We start from the raw sequence: 21622 nt of genomic DNA, 5'->3' as shown, positions 1-21622 counted from the left end.
GGCAAGGTTCTTCTGCTTTCCTTAGTTGCCGGCAGTTTTTTGTTCCTGTCTCATCTCATGCCAGCGTTCTCTTGCCATTTCAATTAATTTAGGCTCAGTGGAGCGGCTTTGCAGTTCAATTACTTTTGAAAAGTATTTAACAGCCTGTTCAGACTGATGTGTCCTTCTGGATAACTCTCCGATCAGATAGAAAATCCTCGTTTCAGAAATAGATGATCCTTTAAAATCATCTGACATATAAGACTCCGAATATTCTTTTAGAGCAAGTTTCAAAAATCTCTGTTCTTGATTATCATTTTTTATACTCCGGAAGAGCCAGGCCAGCCTGATATATAAACCAGCCATAATAATATGCTTCTCCCTTTTTAAAGTACCGCAATAAATAGCCAGCTTATAGGCGTTGATTGCAACAGGGATGGTGCGGTCCTGGCAATAATCCTGGGGTATCCAGGCATCTACAACTTTAGAATTAATCATGTCCAGGGCACCAGGCGGAAAATAAGGGGAAAAGTCCTCTGATTCTGAGTAGCCGCAATGAGGGCAAGTGTTAATATAATATAAAAGAGGATTCATGCTTTCATCAGAATAAATTGGGCAAAAATCACTGTCATAATTAAATATTTTTACAAATCGGGAGCGGGTTTTTTTGGTGGTGAAACTCTCTCTGCAGACTCTGCATCCGCAATTTTTATCATAAGTAGGCTTTAATTGCTGCATAGAATGCCACCTCCGAATATAATGAGTATGACTATTGTATCATGTATTGTTTGGTTTGAGGGCATAAAGAACTATTCGTTAAACAGTGTTCTGAAAAGGCAATAAAAAGAAAAAGCCTCTTAAGTTGAGCACATACCTTTTACTGTATATACTATATATATAGAAATATCCTTACGTGTACAGGAGGGAATAACATGGAACAAGTTGTGGATATAACAGAAGCAGCAGCTTTGCATATAAAAGAAATGATGAGACAAAATGAGGAAGAAGATGCATTCTTGCGTGTAGCCGTTAAAGGAGGCGGGTGCAGCGGACTTTCCTATGGAATGGGGTTTGCCCATGAAGTCGAGGAGGATGATATCCAGTCAGAGCATTATGGTATCCAGGTTCTTGTCAGCAAGGAAGACGCCCCTATCTTAAAAGGCACAAAAATTGATTACAAACAATCGATGATGGGCGGCGGATTCACAATCGATAATCCTAATGCAATCGCAAATTGTGGTTGTGGGTCATCTTTCCGTACCGCTTCAAATACAGGTACTCCGGAAGAGTGCTAAATACTGCCTTTAACGCTTCTAGACAGTTACTGGAATAATTTCGAACTATATCTTTGTAATCTCAAAAAAGGACGGTCCCCGAAGGGCCGTCCTTTTGTATCGCAAGAAAGCTGATAACTGTCCTGCGCAAGCAGCCTGCCTCCTCGATGTATCTGGGTAAGCAAGGAGCTTCCGCATTTCTTATTTGCCAAACATGGAAGAGCTGTGCATTGGCTGGACTTTCGCTTTTGGATCGATGTAGGATTTTGCGTGGTTCACTGCAGTTGGCGCTTCACCGAAACCGCAGGCAATAAGCTTCACTTTTCCATCGTATGTGCAGATATCACCGGCAGCATATATGCCTTCGATATTTGTTTCCATTCTTGAGTTAACAACAATGGAGTTCTTTTCAATTTCAAGACCCCATTCTTTAATTGGGCCAAGGGAGGAAACGAATCCGTAGTTTACGATTACAGCATCAACATCGAATACCTCTTTTTCCTTTGAAGTAACACCTTCGAGGACAACTTGTTTGATTCCTTCGCTGTCACCGATAAGCTCAGCAGGCACATAAGGTGTTTTGATTTCGACCTTAGAGTTCTGCAGATTTTCTACACTATGCTCATGCGCGCGGAATTTATCGCGGCGGTGTACAATCGTTACTTTTTCAGCGATAGGCTCAAGCATTAAAGCCCAGTCTACTGCAGAATCCCCGCCTCCGAATACAACTGCTTTCTTGCCGGCGAATTGACTTAAATCATCAATAAAGTAATGAAGGTTCGTGCCTTCGTATTGAGCTGCGCTTTCAAGTTCTAGACGGCGAGGCTGGAACGCGCCATTGCCGGCAGTGATAATGATGGTTTTTGAGTAATGCACTTCTTTATTGGTCGTAAGCTTAAATGTTCCATCAGCTTGTTTCTCTAATTTTTCAACAGATTGTTCAAGTGATACAGTAGGCTCGAATTTAGCCATTTGTTCCTTAAGGTTATCAATTAATTCCTGGGCGCGGACTTTCGGGAAGCCGGCAACATCATATATGTATTTTTCAGGATAAAGAGCAGATAACTGTCCCCCAAGCTGCGGCAAGCTCTCAATAATCTTTACTGATGCTTGTCTCATGCCTCCGTAGAAAGCAGTGAATAAACCAGTTGGCCCCCCGCCAATGATGGTTATGTCATACACCTTTTGATCTTCTTTCATGCAATATCCCCCCGCGTATGTATTGAAATTCCACTCTTTATTCTAACATAAATCGTTTAAAACCTCATCAATCGAGGTAAATATTATGAATAAGTAAATATTATGAATAATTGGAAGATTTCAAATGGAGATCCTGAATTAAAAACACGTATATTTCTTTAATTTTTCTTAAAATTTTTAAGTTTTTCGTCTATTTTTTTAGGCTTGAAAAACTATATGAAGTAGAATAAGATGTAATGGAGGAATAATGTTAATATTTTATGACAATTTTGTTGAGTTTTTTTGAACTAGTTCGTGAATAACATCACAAAGTTTTTTTATGTTTTTTGCTATAAAAAATATAAAGCAGTGGAAGATAAGAAAACATTAGAAAATACTTAAAAAAGGTGGAAGTGATACACTTGAGAAAGCCAAAGATTGTTATCCTCGGTGCAGGCTACGGCGGTTTGATGGTTGCAACCCGTTTGCAGAAATCTGTAGGAACAAACGAAGCAGAAATCGTTTTAGTGAACAAGAATGACTACCATTATGAAACAACATGGCTGCATGAAGCATCAGCCGGAACACTTCATCACGATCGTGTACGCTATGATATAAAAGATGTTATTGACCGCAACAAAGTTGAATTCGTTCAGGGAACTGCTCTGGAAATTAAAACAGAAGAAAAGAAAGTCATTTTGGAAAGTGGCGAAATTGACTATGATTATCTAGTTGTTTCCCTAGGAGCTGAGCCGGAAACATTCGGTATTAAAGGACTTAAGGAACATGCATTTTCTATTGTCAATGTAAATGCTGCGCGTCAGATCCGCGAGCATATTGAATATCAATTTGCTACTTACAATACAGACGCCGAGAAAAAAGACGAGCGCCTGACAATTGTTGTCGGCGGAGCAGGCTTTACCGGCATTGAATTCCTTGGAGAATTGGCAAACCGTGTTCCTGAGCTTTGCAAAGAGTACGATGTGGACTACCACAAAGTGAAAATCATTTGCGTGGAAGCAGCGCCAATGGTTCTTCCTGGCTTCGATCCTGAGCTTGTTAATTACGCTGTTTCTCACTTAGAGAAAAAAGGCGTACAATTCATGATTGGAACAGCTATTAAGGAAGCTACTCCTGAAGGCATCATTGTTGGCAAGGGCGAAGATGAAGTAGAAGAAATCAAAGCTGCAACTGTTGTCTGGGCTGCAGGTGTACGCGGAAATTCTATTATTGAGAATTCCGGTATTGAAGCAATGCGCGGACGTGTAAAAGTACAGCCTGATTTGCGTGCTCCTGGCCATGATAATTTGTTTATCATCGGAGACTGCTCATTAATCATCAATGAAGAAATTAACCGTCCATACCCTCCTACTGCGCAAATCGCTATGCAGCAGGGTGAAGTGTGTGCAAGAAACATTACTGCTTTAATCCGCAATAAAACTGAACTTGAAACATTTACTCCAGATATTAAAGGTACTGTATGTTCTCTTGGTGAACACGATGCCATCGGTGTTGCATTCGGCAAGAAAATGGTTGGTACAAAAGCTTCATTCATGAAGAAGATGATCGATAACCGTGCTCTTTACATGGTTGGCGGGCCTTCACTTGTATTGAAAAAAGGTAAATTCAACGTTCTTTAATAAATCGGCTATCATATATAGTAATGGGATGGACTATTTAGTCTGTCCCTTTTTTAATGGACAAATTTTCGTGATAGAATTAGTTAAAAAGGAGGTTATCGGATGGGAGTGGAACATAAACGGGGAAAGGTCTGGCTGGCGGTTTCAGGGCTCGTTATTTCACCTGAAGGTTATTGGCTTGTCGTTAAAAAGAAATACGGAGGCCTTAAAGGCAAATGGTCTCTGCCTGCCGGATTTGTCGAGCCGGGCGAAACAGCTGATGAAGCTGCAGTTCGTGAAGTTGAAGAAGAGACAGGAATTAAATGTTCAGTGAAAGGCTTGCTTGGATTGCGTACAGGTGTTCTCAAAGGGGAGGTCAGTGATAATATGGTTTTGTTTTTGCTGGAAGCTGAGCCTGGACAATCATTAAAAGTTCAGGAAAGTGAACTTTTTGATGTGCAGTATCGCGATCCGAAAGAGCTTGCTGAAGACCCGGATGCATCAGTTCTTTTAAAATACATATTAGATCCTTCTGATTCCTCCATAAAACCTTTAATTAACGGCATTAATCCCGGAGATACTTTTGGATACACTGCATATAAACTATTTTTATAATTTTCTGAAATTTAGAGATAGAACGAGAAATATGAAGCAAACTATGCTTGTATGCGTTTCCAACGGTAGTTTTTCATGAAATATGGTGCTTTTCATTTCTTCATATCCTTGGTATATTATCAGAAAATTCAGTTACGAAATCTAAAAGGAGATGAATGAAATGACAGCTAAGAATTATGAAAATAAAGAGTGTATGTATTGTTCTGGGAAAGGGTATTTCCAATTATTGTTAGGTGGATCTGAAACCTGCAGCTGCTGCGGTGGTACAGGAAAGAAAAAGGAATAAACCAAAAACTTCGCGGAATGCGAAGTTTTTCTTTTCAAAGGATAAGAATGTATAATTTCTGAAGTTAGATAACTGTCTAACAAAAGTAGACTACCCCCTCGAGGTTTCGGGGATGGGCAAGGCGCTTCCAGTTTTCTAAATAGCGGGTGTGCTGGCCCGCCTACTTTTCTTGTTGACTCCCTAATCTACATTAAAGTACACTAAATATTGATGTGCTAAGGGAGGAAATAAGTTCATGCAAATGACGATTTTCGTTTTGCCTATTTCAATGCTTCTATTTTTTGTGCTGTTTTTTGGAATAGGTTTTATATTAAATATGCTGTTAAGAATGTCCTGGATCATGGCCATTATTTATCCAATTATCGCTATCTTTATCATCGATAAAGTTCGTTTTATTGAGTATTTTCAGGACCCGGGAGAATCGTTTTCCAGTCTTGGCGTTGAATTGTCCAGCCTCGCTCTGGCTGACATCCTCATATTAAGCAGCGGAATGGCAGGCGCCATCGTTGCCGGAATTACCATTAGGCTGCTCCGTAAAAAAGGATATCGGATGTTTTAAATTTGATTTGAAATCTCTGCTGACGGCAGGGATTTTTTATTTTTTTTGATTAGTGTGATCAAATCGCCCAAGCCTATGCTATTACTGGCTTTAGCCTGTCTAAAAACGGATGCCCGGAGGCTTCCGCTCCCATAAGTTATGAATATTTCTCTCGAAGATGGGAAATGAATAACTTTGGGAGGAGTGTAATAGATGAGCAAATTAAAAATATGGATGAAACGTTCGGTAATGTCAGCCTTATTTATAGGCGCGTTATTGACAACATTCCATTCGATTTCCGGAGTGGAAGCCCGATCAATTGTTCAGCTGCATCAAAGTGATGCTGAACAAGCTGGCGAAGATGGAAATTCAAAGTTTGACCATACATTAAAATCGGTTGGCGTAGCATTTAAGTTTTTGAAGCAGGCAGTGAGTCTGGAACCTAAGATTTCTGCGAGTGAAGCTGTAGCAATTGAGCAGCCGCCGACACTGGAAGAATCGATTGACTGGTCGCAGTATCAGAAAAAACAAGTAATAGCTACTGGATATACGGCATTTTACGAGTCGACAGGCAAAAATCCGGATCACCCGTCCTTTGGAATTACATACTCAGGGGTTAAAGTTAAAAGAGATTTATACTCTACAGTTGCAGCAGATTTAAATGTTTTTCCGATTGGAACGATCCTGTTTGTCCCGGGTTATGGGTATGGTGTTGTAGCCGATAAAGGCGGTGCTATTAAGGGGAATAAATTGGACCTCTATTATGAAACGGTAGATGATGTTTATAATAACTGGGGAAAGAAAACACTCGATGTTTACATCGTTGAAATGGGCGATGGTACCCTGACTGAAGAAGAATTAATGTTACTGAATGAAAATGAATCCATGCAGGTTTTTAGACAGCAATATATTAAATCTGAGAAAAAATAAATACGGAATGCAGGCAAATCCGCGGGAATAATCGGATTTGCCTTTTTATTTTTATATCTTAGAAAATGCCTGCGGGTGGATTTTTTTAGCTAATTTTATGGCTCCTTCAATCAGCCGAGGTGAAGGCCTGCAAAAAAATTCTTCTTCCAGAACCAGAATTCTGTTCTGCTTAACTGCTTCCATTTCACTCCAGCCTGGACGTTTCAGGACAATATCCGGATTTACCTTTTCTCTTCTGACACCGACCCAGGCGAGACAAATATAATCCGGCTGCCGATTCAGGACATCTTCCCAATCGGTCTGGACACTCGCAAGCTCAATATCCCTAAATAAATTCATTCCACCGGAAATTTCACTGATTTCCGTCAGCCAATTGACTTTGCCGGGTGTAAATACAGGCTTGGGCCACCATTCCCAATAGAGGCTCGGTTTATTTTCAATTCTGCTTGAGATGAGCTTAAGTGCCTCAATTTTTGCCGCAAACTCTTCAGCAGCCAAAATACCTCTTTCTGGCTTTCCGATTTTCTCTGCTGTCAGTATCAGGTCCTGTTCAATATCTGCCAGGCTTTGAGGATTTAAAACAATGTGGGGAATCTGCCTTTTTTCAAGCTCTGCTACATTCTTTTCCATGCCGGGTACACTAAGGGATGCCAGCACAAGATCAGGCTCTAATTTCTCCACATTGTCCATATTAATAGACAAGTCAGGGCCCAGCCGGGGCAGCCTGGATATTCGGTCCGGCCAATCCGAATAATCGTCCACCCCCGCGAGCATATCAGTAAATCCCAAGTATTCCACTAATTCCGTGTTGCTTGGGCATAAAGAAAGGATTTTCAAATTAAATCACACCCTCAGGAAAATAAATAATGAAGAGCTAAAGTCAATAGGATTCCAGTCAGGCCGCCAAATAGAACTTCTATCGGCTTATGGCCAAGCAGCTCCTTCAATTCTTTCTGTTTTTCTTGGCCTTCTTTCTTCTGCCATGTCTTTGCTTCTTCAACGAATTTATTGAAGTCGGCAACAAGCTGGTTTAGTACAATCGCCTGTTCACCAGCCTGACGCCGTACTCCGGTAGCATCAAACATTGTGATAATGGCAAAAACGGCTGAGACAGCGAAAACAGCGGATTCCATTCCGGTCTCTAGTGCAACCCCGGTTGAAAGGGCAGTTACTGCTGCTGAGTGTGAGCTGGGCATCCCTCCAGTACTTGTCAAAAGGGACCAATCCACTTTCCGGGTGGCAATGAATTGAATGGGCACTTTTACAAATTGGGCAAAGAAGATGGCTGCCAATGCAGACCATAAAGGAAAATTTGTCAATAACTCCATATGAGACCACCTCTTGAGTGTATGATACTCCCGCTGCAGCTTCGAATAGGCATTTTTTAAGGAACTGCCGAAAGCTATACTAACTAATATTCTCCAACAGATTGTTCCTTCCTGCAAGCTGATCTATTTTAAGTTTTTGTTAAACGATGCTTTTTTTGAAAATACGATGTTGCTGTCAGGGAAAACAAAAGAAGCCACTCAAAGGCATTCACTGCAGCTGCACTTTCAATTGGAATATCAATGGCGCTTCCGATAATCATCAATACAGCTCCGGCAAAAAACCAGAACCAGCCCTGTTTGCGCCAAATAACAACAGATGCCGCCAGCAGCACAGCAGATACGATCAGTACCATAACGGGAGGGCCGCCTGGTGCCTCTGTATCTGAATAGCTGAGAACACCATATTCCCGCCTTGCTTCCAGTTTAAGTCCGAATACCTCAGCAGCAAGTTCCAGAATAATTAATCCTACAGTAAGCAAATAGGCAATCCATTTAAATGTGCCTGTTTTGGCCCATTCTAGATCTGCTTGTTTTAAAGTATTCCAGGAGTAGAGTACAAGCAGTGGCGTGAAAAAGGAGTGAATCCAAAAACGGGCATAATTCAGATATTTTAAAGTATTGCCCTCCCCGATAAAACGGCCAGCAGCCAGAATTCCGTTATCGTAAATTAACCCCAGAAGTACAGGAAGCAGGAAGACAGCACTAATGAGGCCGCTGTCCTTAACAGTGCTTAGCGCCCAGAAGAACAGCAGGATATATCCTGCTGAGAAGGCGGCAAATAATAGAGGATCCATAACGTTCTCCTTTCTGTCTCTATTTTCTTTACCCAATAATTAAAGAATATACTTAAGGATTGTATATATAGGATAGTCTCTATTCTTTTTGTTAAAATGATAGTGATAGGAAGTCCTGAATATGGGGTGGTTTCATGGAAGATTATCCTCTTGAATACTACGAATTCTTTGTCAGTTTCAATGAAGGTGACTATTACACATGCCATGATCTTCTTGAGGAAATGTGGATGACGGACAAAGGCAATTTATTTCTGAAAGGTCTGCTGCAAATGAGTGTCAGCATTTATCATTATGAATACGGCAATGTCAAAGGAGCAAGGCTGATGATGCAGGCGGCGCAGGAATACTTGCAGTCTTACCGGCCTAAACACTGGGGGATTAATCTTGAGCATGTGTATGGGTTTATTGAAGAATGCCTTACTATTTTTCCGGAAAATATCGATCGGCTGCCATTTGAAATGATAGAAACTCTTCCTAAGCTGCCGCAGCTGGTCCTATATTTGGAAGATTAGCAAAAATAGAAATGCCATAAAATTAGATAGTCGAAATAATTCAGTATTTTCGATATAATAAGATGAAAAAGATATTATGGGGGTGCCAGAAATGTTTTCAGTAAAGAAAGAATTTGACTTCTCAGCCGAACAGGAATGCCTGATCGTTGGTGTCTTCGATAAACCAGCCAGGCTTGAAGGTGTACTGGCCCGTGCAGATGACCAATTTGACGGCCAGCTGACAGATTTGGTAAAAAGCGGAGATATTTCTGCCAAGAAAAAAGCCATTGCAAAAATACATACTTTTGGAAAAATTGGGGCCAAACGATTAATTACAGTAGGCCTTGGAAAAGAAAAAGAATTCAGCTTTGAAGGGTTGCGTGAAGCATTGGGCAGGGCATTTAAGGAAGTGAAATCGTCCAAGCTTCAAAATGCGGGTGTTTACCTTGATACATTTATTGGAGGAAATGTAGATGCGCTTGATGCAGCCCATGCAGCCAGCGAGGCGTTTGCGCTTTCCACCTATAAGTTTGAAGATTACAAACAGAAATCGAACGAACCCGAAAAAGATATTGAAAGTATTGCTGTTTATTGCGAAGCCGCAGATGAGGAAGATGTAAAGGCCTCCCTTACAGTAGGGTATGCACACGGAAAAGGAACGAACTCAGCCCGTACATTAGTCAACCTGCCAGGCAATATGCTGACCGCCACTGATCTGGCAAATTACTCTTCTGAACTGGCATGGAGATACGGATTTGAAGTGGAAATACTTGAAAAAGAGGATATGCTTAAGCTTGGCATGGGTGCTCTTTTGGCAGTAAATCAGGGATCAGCAGAGCCTCCTAAGATGATTGTCATTAAATATCAGGGCAAGGAAGAATGGAAGGATGTCATCGGCCTGGTGGGCAAAGGAATTACCTTTGATACAGGAGGCTACTCCATTAAACCAAAGGACGGCATTGTCGGTATGAAAACCGATATGGGCGGAGCGGCGGCTGTGCTTGGCGCAATGGAAGTCATCGGCGAACTGAAGCCTGAACAAAATGTTGTCGCTGTTATTCCTTCTACAGATAATATGGTGAGCGGAACAGCGTTTAAGCCGGATGATGTCATCACATCCATGAGCGGGAAAACCATTGAAGTTCTTAACACGGATGCAGAAGGGCGTCTGGCTCTTGCTGATGCGGTAACATATGCAAAGCATCATGGAGCGGACTACCTGGTGGATGTTGCCACTCTGACTGGCGGTGTCATTGTTGCACTGGGGGAAGAAACAACAGGTGCATTAACCAATAATGAAGAGTGGTTTGAGCAGGTGCTGGAAGCATCCTATGAAGCTGGCGAACCAATCTGGCGCCTGCCTCTCTTTGAAAAAGATAAAGAAAGAATCAGAAGCAGCAAAGTTGCGGATCTTAACAATTCGCCAGGACGTGCCGGCCATGCCATTATGGGCGGAGGATTTGTCGGTGAATTTGCCGAGAACACACCATGGGTGCATCTTGATATTGCCGGTACAGCCACAACATCAAAAAGCCATGATCTTGGACCAGACGGGGCTACAGGCGTTATGGTACGTACATTGGCACTGCTTGTTGAAAGATTTGAAGTAAAATAACGATGAAACAGACTCTGGAGAGATCCGGAGTTTTTTTATACAGTTTTTTAGCCTAAATTGACTTGGCACTGTAAAAATGAACTTTACTGGCCGGTTTACCAAAAATACGGGGCTAAAACCGTCGATTTATCGGCCAAAACAGCGTCTTGGCGTAAACTCCCATTTCTGAATCTGCCTAAAATCATTGACACGAAAAGTGGAAATATGATAGTTTAATAATTGTGTTTTAGTTCTCTACCAATTTAGCATAGTAAAGTATAATGGGACATAAGTACAGAAAGAGGGTATCATCATGAATGCAGTTATACTTGCAGTTTTAATCATGCTTGTTCTCAGCCTTCTGCGTGTCAATGTGGTTCTTGCCCTTGTGGCTGGTGCATTGGCAGGCGGGCTGGCAGGCGGTTTAAGCATAGATAAAACCATTGAAGTTTTTTCAAATGGGCTCGGCGGCAGTGCAGAGGTTGCATTAAGTTATGCGTTATTGGGCGGATTTGCTTTAGCCATTTCCGCAACCGGGCTTCCGAATCTATTAGTGGACTGGGTCCTGGCTAAGGTCGGAAAAGACGGGGAATCCAGAGGGAAAACTTTATCAAAAGCACTCATTATATTTTCCATTTTATTAATGTCTATTTTTTCTCAGAATCTGATTCCAATTCATATTGCGTTTATTCCGATATTAATTCCGCCTTTATTGAAGGTTATGAATGAGCTCCAAATGGACCGTCGGCTGATAGCATCTGTATTGACATTTGGTTTGACAGCTCCGTATATTTTGCTTCCTGCGGGATTTGGCCAAATTTTCCACGGGATACTCGCAGAAAATATGGAGAATAGCGGATTGGCAGTAGAGATGGCAGACATTCCGAAAGCCATGCTTATTCCTGTAGCCGGCATGGCTGCTGGTCTTTTAATTGCATTATTTGTTTACCGTAAAAAAAGGGATTATCGTCCATCAGAATTAATGGAGACGGAGAAAAGCAATTATTCAAAAAAGGGCATTATTTTTTCTCTCGTTGCGATTGCAGCAGCTCTCATTGTACAGCTGCAGCTGGATTCAATGATCTTTGGGGCGCTGACAGGTATTTTAGTTATTTATATCAGCGGTGCTATTAAATGGAACGAGGCAGATCAGCTTTTAACAGAGGGCATGAAGATGATGGCATTTATTGGATTTGTCATGCTGGCTGCATTTGGATTTGCAGATGTATTAAAAGAAACAGGCGATGTTGAAAGCCTGGTTGAACAGGCGGCAGGAATCATCGGCGATAATAAATCACTTGCTGCATTGCTTATGCTCCTTGTCGGCTTACTTGTTACAATGGGAATTGGATCTTCATTTTCAACCATCCCGATTATTGCAACCATATTTGTGCCTCTTGCACTAGAGGTTGGCTTCAGTCCGATGGCAACTATTGCTCTAGTAGGGACAGCCGCTGCTCTTGGAGATGCCGGTTCGCCTGCGTCAGACAGTACATTGGGGCCAACAGCGGGCTTGAATGCAGATGGACAGCACAATCACATCTGGGATACTTGTGTACCAACATTTCTTCACTACAACATTCCGCTCATCCTGTTTGGATGGCTGGCGGCAATTATCTTATAAAATCAGCAGCTTCCATAAAGGGGGCTGCTTTCTCATTGCTTTTATCAGTCCGAAAAGTAGGGTACGATAAAGGAAAAAGAACTGAGGTGGCTTCAGTGTATTTCGGGAAAATCAGAAAACAGACCTCAAGCCGGGTACCGCCAAATCAAAATGTGACGACTGCCTTTCCTGTACTTCACTATGGAAATGTTCCGCACTATAAGGATATGCAGGAATGGAGTCTGCAGATATTTGGGGAAGTGGAAAAGGAATTATCCTTTTCGCATGAGGAGGTAATGAACCTTCCTCAGACACAGTACAAAAATGATATCCACTGTGTTACGGGCTGGTCAAAGCTTGATAATGTTTGGGAGGGAGTCTCCGCCACGGAAATTGCCAGGCGGGCAGGCGTAAAAGAAATCGCCCAATTTGTAATTCTCCATGCGGAAGAAGGGTGGACAACGAACCTCCCCATTAAAGATTTTTTAAAAAGCACCAGTCTGCTTGCCCATACTCATAACGGTGAGCTCCTGACTCCTGAGCATGGATTTCCACTAAGAGCCGTGATTCCGCATCTTTATTTTTGGAAAAGTGCAAAGTGGATTAGAGGCATCGAGTTTTCTGAAACTGACAAACCTGGTTTTTGGGAGAAAAACGGCTATCACAACTATGGTGACCCCTTCCGTGAGCAGCGATTCAGCTGGGATGATTAATCAACATAAAAGCGTTACATGCCGTAACGCTTTTATGCCCATTAAAATCCAAATAGCATAGTAAAAATATTTTTCTTTTTTAATTTTTTTCTGGGCTTCTCCTGATCAAAAACCAAAAGGGTATCAGCGGGGAGGCTTCGGCTTTTTACAGCTGTCCTGGCTTCAAGAACCTCAATCCGTTTAAGCAGGCGTGCATTCTCTTTTTGCAGCTCTTCTATTTCGCTGCGGTGCTGCAGCAGCTGATAGGAGACAACATCATCCGCTTTTCCGTTCAGCCGCTGCTCAAGCTCGCTGATCTTCAAATAAATTTTCTCCATGGCTGGTTCAGCTGTTTCGCCCTGGACCGTACCTTTTCTGGTCTTTTTGCCATTTACCGTAACGTCCTGCAATATAATCCCCTGGTTAAGCTGGTCCTGCACCTGCTTTAGCAGGTTAATGTCTTCTTCGCTAAATAAGTAATGGCCTAGTTCATTCCGTTCCGTCCGGAGTCCCAGTTGTTTAACCCATCGCTGAATAGTGCTTGGCGAAACTCCTAACAACTTGGCTGCAGCACTTGTATTCATTCTGAATCCCCTCCCGTTTTCACAATGGATTCTATCCGGATAACGGGAAGTCCTTCCCAGCTGACAAAACAAGTTTTCATTCGGCAAAGAAAGTGAGGATTTTACATTTTTTTATCATCCTGATTTCCTTCTTTCAAATTCAAATGTAAACATTTTTCTGTCATCCAGCCTATTGTTCCGCCAATAAGGGCACCGCCTATTACATCGGAAGGGTAATGGTGGCCAGCCCAGATACGCGCGAAACCTGTAAGAGCTGATACCCACAGCAAAATACGACCTATAAATCGATTGCCGTAAAAAATGACGATAGAAGCAGCAAACGACACCACTGTATGTTTGCTTGGAAAACTGGAATCTCTTTTGGCTGGGATCAATATGCCAACCTTGTTTTTTATGAAGGGGCGGGGCTTAAAATAACAAATTTTAATGATCTTGTTAACCAGGATAGCGATCAGGGAAGCTGCAGCAGCTTTTTTTGCGGCTGTTTTGGAGGAACCTTTTGCCAGCCACATGCATACCAGTACGAATAAAAATAAATACCTTGCCCTATTTGATATAAGAATCATTAAAAAGTCCATGAAAGCAATACGTCCGGACATTCGGTTGATTGCCTTAAAAATCTTCATGTCCATTATTAGTCTCCTTCTATTCTTGTCATTGGGCAGATTTCTCTCTCAGGCGCTCTTTATGGAGGGGACTTCTGCCTTTTGTTCATTTTTTATTATTTGCAACCCAGAACTTAAAAACACAATTTAGTAAAGATATTAAAATTAATAAAACCATGCAGCAATTGCATGGTTTTTAAAAGCTATACATAGAATAAATCTTTAAACACATATGAAGCAAAACCCATATAGGCACTGATAGTGTGGTCGCTTATAATATAACTTGGATAATTCCATAAAATCATTAAGATACCTCCTTTAAAAGTGAATCCCCTGCAGAGACAGGGGAAATTGAATATTATATTTGTCCCGAGCGCGATGACAGCCATTTGTCCAGATAGTCAGGAACTTTTCCCTCTGAAGTCAGATTGGCATGCCCCCCTTGAAGCAGGTGGAAAATTTTGTCAGTACTTGAGGTCAGGTTCATGACCGGAAAAATCTGTTCTTTTGGTACAAGGCGGTCATGATCCGAAGCAACAGCGAGTAAATTGGCTTTGATATTACTTAGCACCGCCTTCCTTTCACCGACGGTTAAGGTCCCATTCACAAGCTTATTTTCTTTCAAAAGGTCATAATTGATTTGCTTTAGTGCTGCCCCTGCAAATGGAATATGGCCATCGGTCCAGTGGCTGAAACGTTTCCACCGGGAGGCGTATGCTTCATCGTCAGCCCTGGCCAGTAGCGACAAATAAGGGGAGTAATAAATGGGTGAAGTAAAAAGCCGCATTCCTGATTTGATGGCAAAGGGTGGTATAAGTCCCCATGCTTCAAAAATGGAGTCCAGGCTGCCTTCTCCATTCCGCAATTCTTCTGCCCATTTATCAAAGACAGGGACGATGCTGAAGTCAACCGGTGCGACAGATAATACTAAGTTTTTGACCGGCTCATCCGCAATGGCCGCATAAATGGCTGCAAAAGTGCCGCCCAGGCAAAAGCCCATAACGGTTATTTCTTCTGCTTTGGCGTGATATAAAGCTCTTTTTACCCCCTTCTGGATGTATTCAGTAATATAATCGTCCATCGTAATCTCTTTGTCCTCATAACCGGGAATCCCGAAATCCAGCAAGTAAACATCGTATCCGCTGTTGGTCAAAGCCTTAATTAAACTGTTCTGCGGACAAAGATCTAGAATAAAGGGCTGATTGACGAGCGAATATACAAGGAAAACTGGAATTTTGTATTTTTTACTGGAAGGGGCATAGTGCCAGAGAGTAGCCTTATTTCTTTTCCAAACTGCAGTCCTTGGAGTTGAATGGGTCTCCGGGGGCTGGAGAATGGTCTTAAAGAATCCATGCAGTTTTTTGGAAGCTGTATTTTGATCCATTTATTTTCCCGCGCTTTCACTGCTGCTGGAAGATTGCAATTCCTGATCCAGCGACTGCTTTAAATCAGGACTGCCAAGTGCCTTTTTTATTTCCTCTAGTGATTGAGCCAAAGCTATGACTTTTTCGTCAATCAGGTCCATTTTTTCTTCCGCCTGCACAGTTAATTTTGCTGCATTTGCCACGTCAGTCTTGGTAGGGAAATTAAGAGGGATGGATAGTGTCTCAATGGCTTCCTGGAGTTTTTTCATGCTTGCTGCGGTCACCTCGGAACGGGTGATTAGATTTTTAAATATTTCTTCTTTGTTGATAGAGTTCTGAATGGATTCATTCAGTTCTCTTTCCACTTTTGTCCCTAACTTTTTTATTGCCTGTAATAGGGCTTCAGTATGGTTAATAGACATAAACATTCTCCTTTCTATGAAGTCAACCAATCAACGGACTTAGAGGGATGCTGTCATTCCTCCATCTACGACTAAAACCTGTCCAGTCATGTAATCAGATGCTTTGGAGGATAAAAAGACAGCTGCTCCTTTTAAATCATGTTCACTTCCAAACCTTCCGGCAGGAATTTTTCCAAGAATAACTGGACTCGATTTTTCCAGGACCTTTGTTATTCTTGTAGGAAAGAATCCTGGAGCAATAGCGTTTACTTGAATGCCGGCAGGTGCCAATTTTACAGCTAAATCCTTTGTAAGTGCAATAACAGCTCCTTTACTTGTATTGTAGGCAATTGCATCAAGAAATGCGGAATGTGTACCCCTCATTCCATTTACAGAAGAAATATTAATGATTTTGCCGCTGCCCTGCTTCGTCATCACTTTTGCCGCAGCCTGTGAAAATAAAAACAGCCCCTTTAGATTCACATTCATGACTTTGTCCCATTTATCAGCAGGCAGTTCAAGAAATGGCGCAACCCAGGATGTCCCGCTATTATTAATGAGAATATCGATGCTTCCAAATGTCTCTAAGGTCTTGCTGATGACGATTTGGATGTCTTCCTCATTGGTTATGTCACATTCAATCGCCAGAGATTTAATTCCCTTTGCTTCAAGGCTTTTTCTGACATGCTCACATGCTTCAATGCTGCGTGAGCAGATGACTACATTTGCTCCTGCTTCCCCAAGTGCATTTGCCATTTGCTCGCCGAGTCCTCGGCCTCCTCCTGTTACAATTGCTGTTTTATTGCCTAAATGAAATAACTCGTTCAATTCCATCGTTATCCCTCCCTTAGTCTTTTTTAAAATCAATCCTTCTGAATAAAATAGACTTCGATATAGTATAGACAAGTTAACCCCATGTGGTGCTAAAATTGTATATTTGCCTTGTCCCAAAATGCATAAAGAAGTTAAAAACAGAAAAGGATGGATAACATACGAGAAGGGAGGCTTAAAAGGTGGAAAGGGAGCAAATAGAGGAACTTTTTGAAGAAAGCGGATATCACGCTTTAAACAGCAAACTTGCCTATAAAGTCTGGTTGACCGGGGTATGGGATGAAGAGGATGAAGACAAAATAGAAGCTTTTATAGATGCTTATTCTTTTGAAGGAGAAGGAATAGTAACTGACGATTTTCTCTATCACTATCGAATATTTGCCTATATTCACGAAAAAAATGCATGTTTGGGATTCCAGCGGGAGATATTTTAGGAACACAGCTTAAAACAAAAACAAACACAGATCCAGGACCTGTGTTTGTTTTAATATATCAGCCAGCATTCTTAAGCTGCTTATTAGCCGCTTTATAGTGGTTTTCAAAGAATTCATTAGTATCTTTAACAACCACTTTGCTTAGAAGGATTAATGCAACCAAGTTAGGAATCATCATTAATGCATTTGCCATGTCAGCGAAAGCCCAAACGGTAGTTAAGTTGGCAACCGCACCGATTCCAGTCGCAAAGATGTAGATGGCACGGTATCCCATAATTCCTTTTGTGCCAACCAGGTACTCAAAGCATTTTTCGCCGTATACATACCAGCCGACGATTGTTGAGAAACCGAAGAATATAACAGAGAATGCAACGATATATTCACCCGCTGTTCCAAGTACATGGGCAAAGGCTGCACTTGTTAATGCCCCGCCGTCAAGGCTGCCGTCATGTGCCACACCAGAGATCAATCCGCCAGTTGTGTCCCAGAAACCAGTCATGATAAGCACTAATCCAGTCATCGTACAAACAACAATTGTAACAATGAATGTACCAGTCATTGCAACAAGAGCCTGTTTTACAGGGTGGTCTGTCTTTGCGTTGCCTGCGATAAGCGCTGCTGTACCAAGACCGGCTTCATTAGAGAAAATCCCCCTTGAAACACCATTCTTGATCGCTTCAGATACAACAACACCGACAAAACCGCCAGTCGCTGCAACCGGATTGAAGGCATAGTAGAAGATAGTCTGGAAACCAGGAATGATTTGATCATAATTAACTGCCAGGATAATTAAAGCACCGCCAATATAAAGCACCGCCATGACGGGTACAAAGAATCCAGCAACTGTACTTATACGCTGAATGCCGCCAAAAATGATTAAAGCAGCCAGTACAGCAAGAATAACGCCTGTAATCCAATTATTTATTCCAAATGAAGTGTCCATAACAGCTGCAATGGTATTCGATTGAACACTGTTGCCGATTCCAAGTGCTGCAAATGCTCCGAAGATTGCAAATGCAACTGCAAGCCATTTGAACTTTTTGCCAAGACCGCGTTCTACATAATACATCGGTCCGCTGGAGTACTCTCCATTTGCGTTTTTCACTCGGTATTTCATTGCCAGTAATGCCTCAGCATATTTGGTTGCCATTCCCAGCAGACCAACAATCCACATCCAGAAGATGGCCCCTGGTCCGCCAAGTGTAATCGCAGTGGCAACACCGGCGATATTACCATTGCCAATTGTTGCTGCGAGAGCTGTCATAAGCGCCTTAAAGTTACTGACATCGCCCTCATCATTAGACCCAGCCTGACCTTCTTTGGTAAACCCTAATTTAAACGCATATATCAGCCTTCTGAATTGAAGGCCTTTCAGCATGAATGTTAAAAGAACACCAGTGCCAAAAAGCAAAATCAAACTTGGTGTGCCCCAGAGCACCCCGTTAATTTTATTAAGCGCCTCAAGCATAAATTTCATCGCCTCCCAGATGTTAACGCTTTCAATTGCTGTGAACAAACCTATTAAAATATGATTTTTTTGTGAACATGTCCTATTGTAAAATTATCTGAATATAACTTCAAGTCAAATAGGAGAAGTAAAACTATTGGGAATCTTTCAAAAAAAGTTTACAGGTACCGCCCGAATTTTGTCGAATGGCTTGAAGGCTTTGGTAGAGTACCGGGTGGGACCTGAGGTATAATATAATAGGATAGAAAAAGTGAATTGCCGTTCAAAGGAGTTTTACGATTGGGTGATGATAAAATGGAAAAAGATCCGTTTAAGAGGGCATTCAGTGATCTGGAGGAATTGGTAGATAAGATCCGCGATGTCCTGGAATGCCCTGTTACAATAGAAGATGTTAACCATCGCCTGCTGGCCTACAGTACACATGATGACCAGACAGATACTGCAAGAATCGCAACGATTATCAGCAGAAAGGTTCCTGAAAAAGTGATTAATCGTTTATGGAAGGAACGTGTGATTCCGCAGCTGATGCAAAGCGGAGAACCGCTTAGAATCCCTGAAATAAAGGAAATAGGACTTGGAAATCGGGTAGCCATTTCCATACGCAATCATAATGAAGTATTAGGCTACATATGGGCAGTTGAAGAAGAAACCCTCTTGACAGAAAGCAAGCTGAACCTGCTTAAGCTTGCTGCACAGTCTGCAAGGACGGAAATGCTTAGATTAAACGCCCAAAAGAAAAAAAGAGCTGAGGGATACCGGGATTTTTTCTGGGAGCTGTTAACCGGCCATTTCCAAAGCCATGATGAAATTGCAGAAAGGTTTGAGGAGTTAAGCATTAAACCGCCATCGCCGTTTGCTGTACTTGTCTTTAGGTTTAAAGAAGAAGTTACCTCTAAAATAGAACAAAATATCATTTATCTGATCACGACGAGCCAAAAGGTTCATATAACCTTTCATGCAGCGATGGGAAATGAATTTATTATTCTGGCAGCGCCTCCAGATCCTGCTTTTTCTGAAAGTGCTTTTATAGAATTTATCCATTTTTTCATCGATCAAATGAATACGCGGTTTAGCATTGGTCATATTAGCGGGGCAACTGGAACAACTTATCAACACTATGAAAAAGTTGAAAAAAGCTATCAGGAGGCACTGCAGGTCCTGCGCCTTAAAGAACAATTTCCCGAAGAGATTCATCATGTTTATAGCTATCAGCAGCTTGGCATTTTTCGCTATCTTGATGCCATACTCGAAAAGAAACGGCTGGAACCATATGAGCATCCGGCTATCGAAAAGCTTAAAAAATATGATCTTGAGCATCGGACCAATCTGCTGGCTACTCTGGAAGCCTTTATTGATCATGACAGCAATGTGAATGAAACAGCTAAAAAGCTGCATATCCATATGAATACATTGAATTATCGCTTAAAGAGGATAACCGATATCGGGGAAGTGGATCTGAAGAATACAAATACAAAACTTTCTTTATATCTTGAACTTAAAATCCGGAGAATCGAAAAGAAGAGCCCCCATTTGTAGATTTCCACAAATGGAGGCTCTTTTATTTTACCAATTCAACAATGACAGCGCTTTACTAAAATTATTATACTGACAATAGTAAATATCAATTTGATAGATTGAAAGGGGATTTTTCCATGATTATTGGAGTACCTAAAGAGATTAAAAATAACGAAAATCGTGTTGCTGCGACACCAGCAAGCGTTGATGCATTAGTAAAAGCCGGACATAAAGTACTTGTAGAAATTGACGCAGGTATTGGAAGCGGTTTCACAAATGAAGATTATACAGAAGTAGGAGCTGTTATCGTAGATACAGCTGCAGAGGCATGGAATGCTGAAATGGTTATGAAGGTTAAAGAGCCTCTAGCTTCTGAGTATGGTTATTTCCGTGAAGGTTTGGTTCTTTTCACATACCTTCACCTTGCAGCAGAGCCTGAGCTTGCAAAAGCATTAACTGAAAAAGGTGTTACAGCTATTGCGTATGAAACCGTAGAAGTGAACCGTACATTGCCTCTTCTTACTCCAATGAGTGAAGTAGCAGGACGCATGTCTGCTCAGATTGGAGCTCAATTCCTTCAGAAGACAAATGGCGGAATGGGTATTCTTCTGGCAGGTGTTCCAGGCGTTTCACGCGGGAAAGTTACCATCATTGGCGGCGGTGTAGTTGGAATCAACGCAGCGAAAATGGCAATCGGGCTTGGCGCGCAAGTTACGATCATCGACTTAAGCCCAGAGCGTCTGCGTCAGCTTGACGATATCTTCGGAAACAGCATCCAAACTTTAATGTCTAATCCTTTCAACATTGCACAAGCTGTTAAAGATGCTGACCTGGTAATTGGTGCGGTTCTAATCCCAGGAGCTAAAGCGCCTAAGCTTGTAACGGAAGAAATGATTAAAACAATGAAGCCTGGTTCAGTAGTTGTTGACGTGGCGATTGACCAAGGCGGTATTTTCGAAACAGTTGATCATATTACAACTCATGATAACCCAACTTACGATAAGCATGGCGTTGTTCACTATGCTGTTGCAAACATGCCTGGTGCCGTTCCAAGAACATCTACAATTGCTCTTACAAACGTTACAATCAATTACGCACTGCAGATTGCAAACAAAGGTGTTGTTAAAGCTATTGAAGACAATGCAGCACTTAAGCTTGGCGTTAACGTCGTAAACGGCAGCATCACATATCCAGCGGTTGCGAAAGATCTTGGCTATGAGTATGTTTCTGTCGAAGATGCATTTGCTAAAGTAAAAGCAGCTAACTAATAGATCAAATCCCCTTGGCCAAAAGGCTAAGGGGATTTTGTTTTACCAAGGCTCCTTCCGCTTTTCTAATGCTGTCCAGCTCCAGCGCCTACCCCCTCGAGGTCACAAGCTTGTCTAGTTTCGGCTCCTAGGGACTCGGGGTCATAAGCCGTTTCCTTTCAGAAGGAAAAAACCCCTTCTTACAGGGGCCGTCTTATGCTAGACGTCCCTGGGCAGTCGCCTCAACATTT

The 21622-nt window shown here is 41.9% G+C and carries 24 protein-coding genes; 13 read left to right on the top strand and 11 right to left on the bottom strand.

Annotated features, from left to right (window positions below; all coding sequences use genetic code 11):
* Positions 1-21: 21 nt before the first annotated feature.
* Positions 22-717 carry a DUF2225 domain-containing protein gene (locus A361_RS23715; RefSeq protein WP_019380030.1) on the bottom strand — a complete coding sequence of 232 codons (696 nt, stop codon included), beginning with the start codon at positions 715-717 and terminating at the stop codon, positions 22-24.
* Positions 718-911: 194 nt separating this feature from the next.
* Between A361_RS23715 and A361_RS23710 the strand changes: the two genes are divergently transcribed.
* Positions 912-1274 (top strand): HesB/IscA family protein, encoded by a 363-nt coding sequence (locus A361_RS23710; protein WP_019380031.1) that lies wholly within the window; start codon positions 912-914, stop codon positions 1272-1274.
* A gap of 180 nt (positions 1275-1454) precedes the next feature.
* Here the strand turns inward: A361_RS23710 and A361_RS23705 are convergent, their stop codons facing one another.
* Entirely contained in the window at positions 1455-2453 is a 999-nt protein-coding gene (locus A361_RS23705; RefSeq protein WP_009331686.1) for an NAD(P)/FAD-dependent oxidoreductase, read from the bottom strand.
* Between the two features lie 401 nt (positions 2454-2854).
* Here A361_RS23705 and A361_RS23700 point away from each other — a divergent pair, with 401 nt between their 5' ends.
* From A361_RS23700 to A361_RS23685, 5 genes are all read left to right on the top strand, one after another.
* Positions 2855-4072 carry an NAD(P)/FAD-dependent oxidoreductase gene (locus A361_RS23700; RefSeq protein ID WP_009331685.1) on the top strand — a complete coding sequence of 406 codons (1218 nt, stop codon included), beginning with the start codon at positions 2855-2857 and terminating at the stop codon, positions 4070-4072.
* A gap of 102 nt (positions 4073-4174) precedes the next feature.
* The gene (locus tag A361_RS23695; protein ID WP_009331684.1) at positions 4175-4666 is read left to right on the top strand and encodes an NUDIX domain-containing protein; all 492 of its coding nucleotides are present in this window, start codon (positions 4175-4177) and stop codon (positions 4664-4666) included.
* 160 nt (positions 4667-4826) lie between these two features.
* The gene (locus A361_RS30060) at positions 4827-4952 is read left to right on the top strand and encodes a YuiA family protein (RefSeq protein WP_019380032.1); all 126 of its coding nucleotides are present in this window, start codon (positions 4827-4829) and stop codon (positions 4950-4952) included.
* Positions 4953-5187: 235 nt separating this feature from the next.
* A complete protein-coding gene (locus tag A361_RS23690) occupies positions 5188-5511 on the top strand; it encodes a YuiB family protein (protein ID WP_009331683.1) in 324 nt (107 codons plus the stop codon).
* A 192-nt stretch (positions 5512-5703) separates the two neighbouring features.
* Positions 5704-6420, top strand: a complete 717-nt coding sequence (locus tag A361_RS23685) for a 3D domain-containing protein (RefSeq protein ID WP_009331682.1) — start codon at positions 5704-5706, stop codon at positions 6418-6420.
* Positions 6421-6471: 51 nt separating this feature from the next.
* On the opposite strand, the gene A361_RS23680 is transcribed toward A361_RS23685, so the two are convergent.
* From A361_RS23680 to A361_RS23670, 3 genes are all read right to left on the bottom strand, one after another.
* Positions 6472-7257, bottom strand: coding sequence for a cobalamin-binding protein (locus tag A361_RS23680; protein WP_019380033.1), 786 nt, complete (start codon positions 7255-7257; stop codon positions 6472-6474).
* 14 nt (positions 7258-7271) lie between these two features.
* On the bottom strand, positions 7272-7748 hold the full coding sequence (locus tag A361_RS23675) for a divergent PAP2 family protein (RefSeq protein WP_009331680.1): 477 nt from the start codon (positions 7746-7748) through the stop codon (positions 7272-7274).
* Between the two features lie 128 nt (positions 7749-7876).
* Positions 7877-8542, bottom strand: coding sequence for a hypothetical protein (locus A361_RS23670; RefSeq protein WP_019380034.1), 666 nt, complete (start codon positions 8540-8542; stop codon positions 7877-7879).
* 134 nt (positions 8543-8676) lie between these two features.
* Between A361_RS23670 and A361_RS23665 the strand changes: the two genes are divergently transcribed.
* The 4 genes from A361_RS23665 (at position 8677) to A361_RS23650 (ending at position 12943) form a co-directional block, all read left to right on the top strand.
* On the top strand, positions 8677-9054 hold the full coding sequence (locus tag A361_RS23665) for a DUF309 domain-containing protein (protein WP_009331678.1): 378 nt from the start codon (positions 8677-8679) through the stop codon (positions 9052-9054).
* Positions 9055-9145: 91 nt separating this feature from the next.
* Entirely contained in the window at positions 9146-10648 is a 1503-nt protein-coding gene (locus A361_RS23660) for a leucyl aminopeptidase (protein ID WP_019380035.1), read from the top strand.
* Positions 10649-10940: 292 nt separating this feature from the next.
* A complete protein-coding gene (locus A361_RS23655; RefSeq protein WP_019380036.1) occupies positions 10941-12251 on the top strand; it encodes a Na+/H+ antiporter family protein in 1311 nt (436 codons plus the stop codon).
* 95 nt (positions 12252-12346) lie between these two features.
* Positions 12347-12943 (top strand): sulfite oxidase-like oxidoreductase, encoded by a 597-nt coding sequence (locus tag A361_RS23650; RefSeq protein WP_026041571.1) that lies wholly within the window; start codon positions 12347-12349, stop codon positions 12941-12943.
* 41 nt (positions 12944-12984) lie between these two features.
* On the opposite strand, the gene A361_RS23645 is transcribed toward A361_RS23650, so the two are convergent.
* From A361_RS23645 to A361_RS23625, 5 genes are all read right to left on the bottom strand, one after another.
* Complete coding sequence (locus A361_RS23645) at positions 12985-13506, bottom strand: MerR family transcriptional regulator (protein WP_019380038.1); 522 nt, start codon at positions 13504-13506, stop codon at positions 12985-12987.
* A gap of 101 nt (positions 13507-13607) precedes the next feature.
* Entirely contained in the window at positions 13608-14138 is a 531-nt protein-coding gene (locus A361_RS23640) for a phosphatase PAP2 family protein (protein WP_019380039.1), read from the bottom strand.
* A gap of 331 nt (positions 14139-14469) precedes the next feature.
* Positions 14470-15495, bottom strand: coding sequence for an alpha/beta fold hydrolase (locus A361_RS23635; RefSeq protein ID WP_019380041.1), 1026 nt, complete (start codon positions 15493-15495; stop codon positions 14470-14472).
* Entirely contained in the window at positions 15496-15897 is a 402-nt protein-coding gene (locus A361_RS23630) for a hypothetical protein (RefSeq protein WP_019380042.1), read from the bottom strand.
* 39 nt (positions 15898-15936) lie between these two features.
* Positions 15937-16710 carry an SDR family oxidoreductase gene (locus A361_RS23625; protein WP_019380043.1) on the bottom strand — a complete coding sequence of 258 codons (774 nt, stop codon included), beginning with the start codon at positions 16708-16710 and terminating at the stop codon, positions 15937-15939.
* Between the two features lie 179 nt (positions 16711-16889).
* On the opposite strand from A361_RS23625, the gene A361_RS23620 reads away from it, so the two are divergent.
* The gene (locus A361_RS23620) at positions 16890-17141 is read left to right on the top strand and encodes a hypothetical protein (protein WP_019380044.1); all 252 of its coding nucleotides are present in this window, start codon (positions 16890-16892) and stop codon (positions 17139-17141) included.
* 58 nt (positions 17142-17199) lie between these two features.
* On the opposite strand, the gene A361_RS23615 is transcribed toward A361_RS23620, so the two are convergent.
* Complete coding sequence (locus A361_RS23615) at positions 17200-18609, bottom strand: alanine/glycine:cation symporter family protein (protein WP_019380045.1); 1410 nt, start codon at positions 18607-18609, stop codon at positions 17200-17202.
* Positions 18610-18888: 279 nt separating this feature from the next.
* On the opposite strand from A361_RS23615, the gene A361_RS23610 reads away from it, so the two are divergent.
* Together A361_RS23610 and ald are read left to right on the top strand one after the other, a co-directional pair.
* Positions 18889-20145 (top strand): PucR family transcriptional regulator, encoded by a 1257-nt coding sequence (locus A361_RS23610; RefSeq protein WP_019380046.1) that lies wholly within the window; start codon positions 18889-18891, stop codon positions 20143-20145.
* Between the two features lie 116 nt (positions 20146-20261).
* Complete coding sequence (gene ald / locus A361_RS23605) at positions 20262-21392, top strand: alanine dehydrogenase (RefSeq protein ID WP_019380047.1); 1131 nt, start codon at positions 20262-20264, stop codon at positions 21390-21392.
* The last annotated feature ends 230 nt before the right edge of the window (positions 21393-21622 follow it).

It is taken from the genome of Cytobacillus oceanisediminis 2691, from assembly GCF_000294775.2.
GTDB lineage: Bacteria > Bacillota > Bacilli > Bacillales > Cytobacillaceae > Cytobacillus > Cytobacillus pseudoceanisediminis.
The sequence above is the reverse complement of the archived record's forward strand: the minus strand, read 5'-3'. Positions and strand labels throughout refer to the sequence as shown.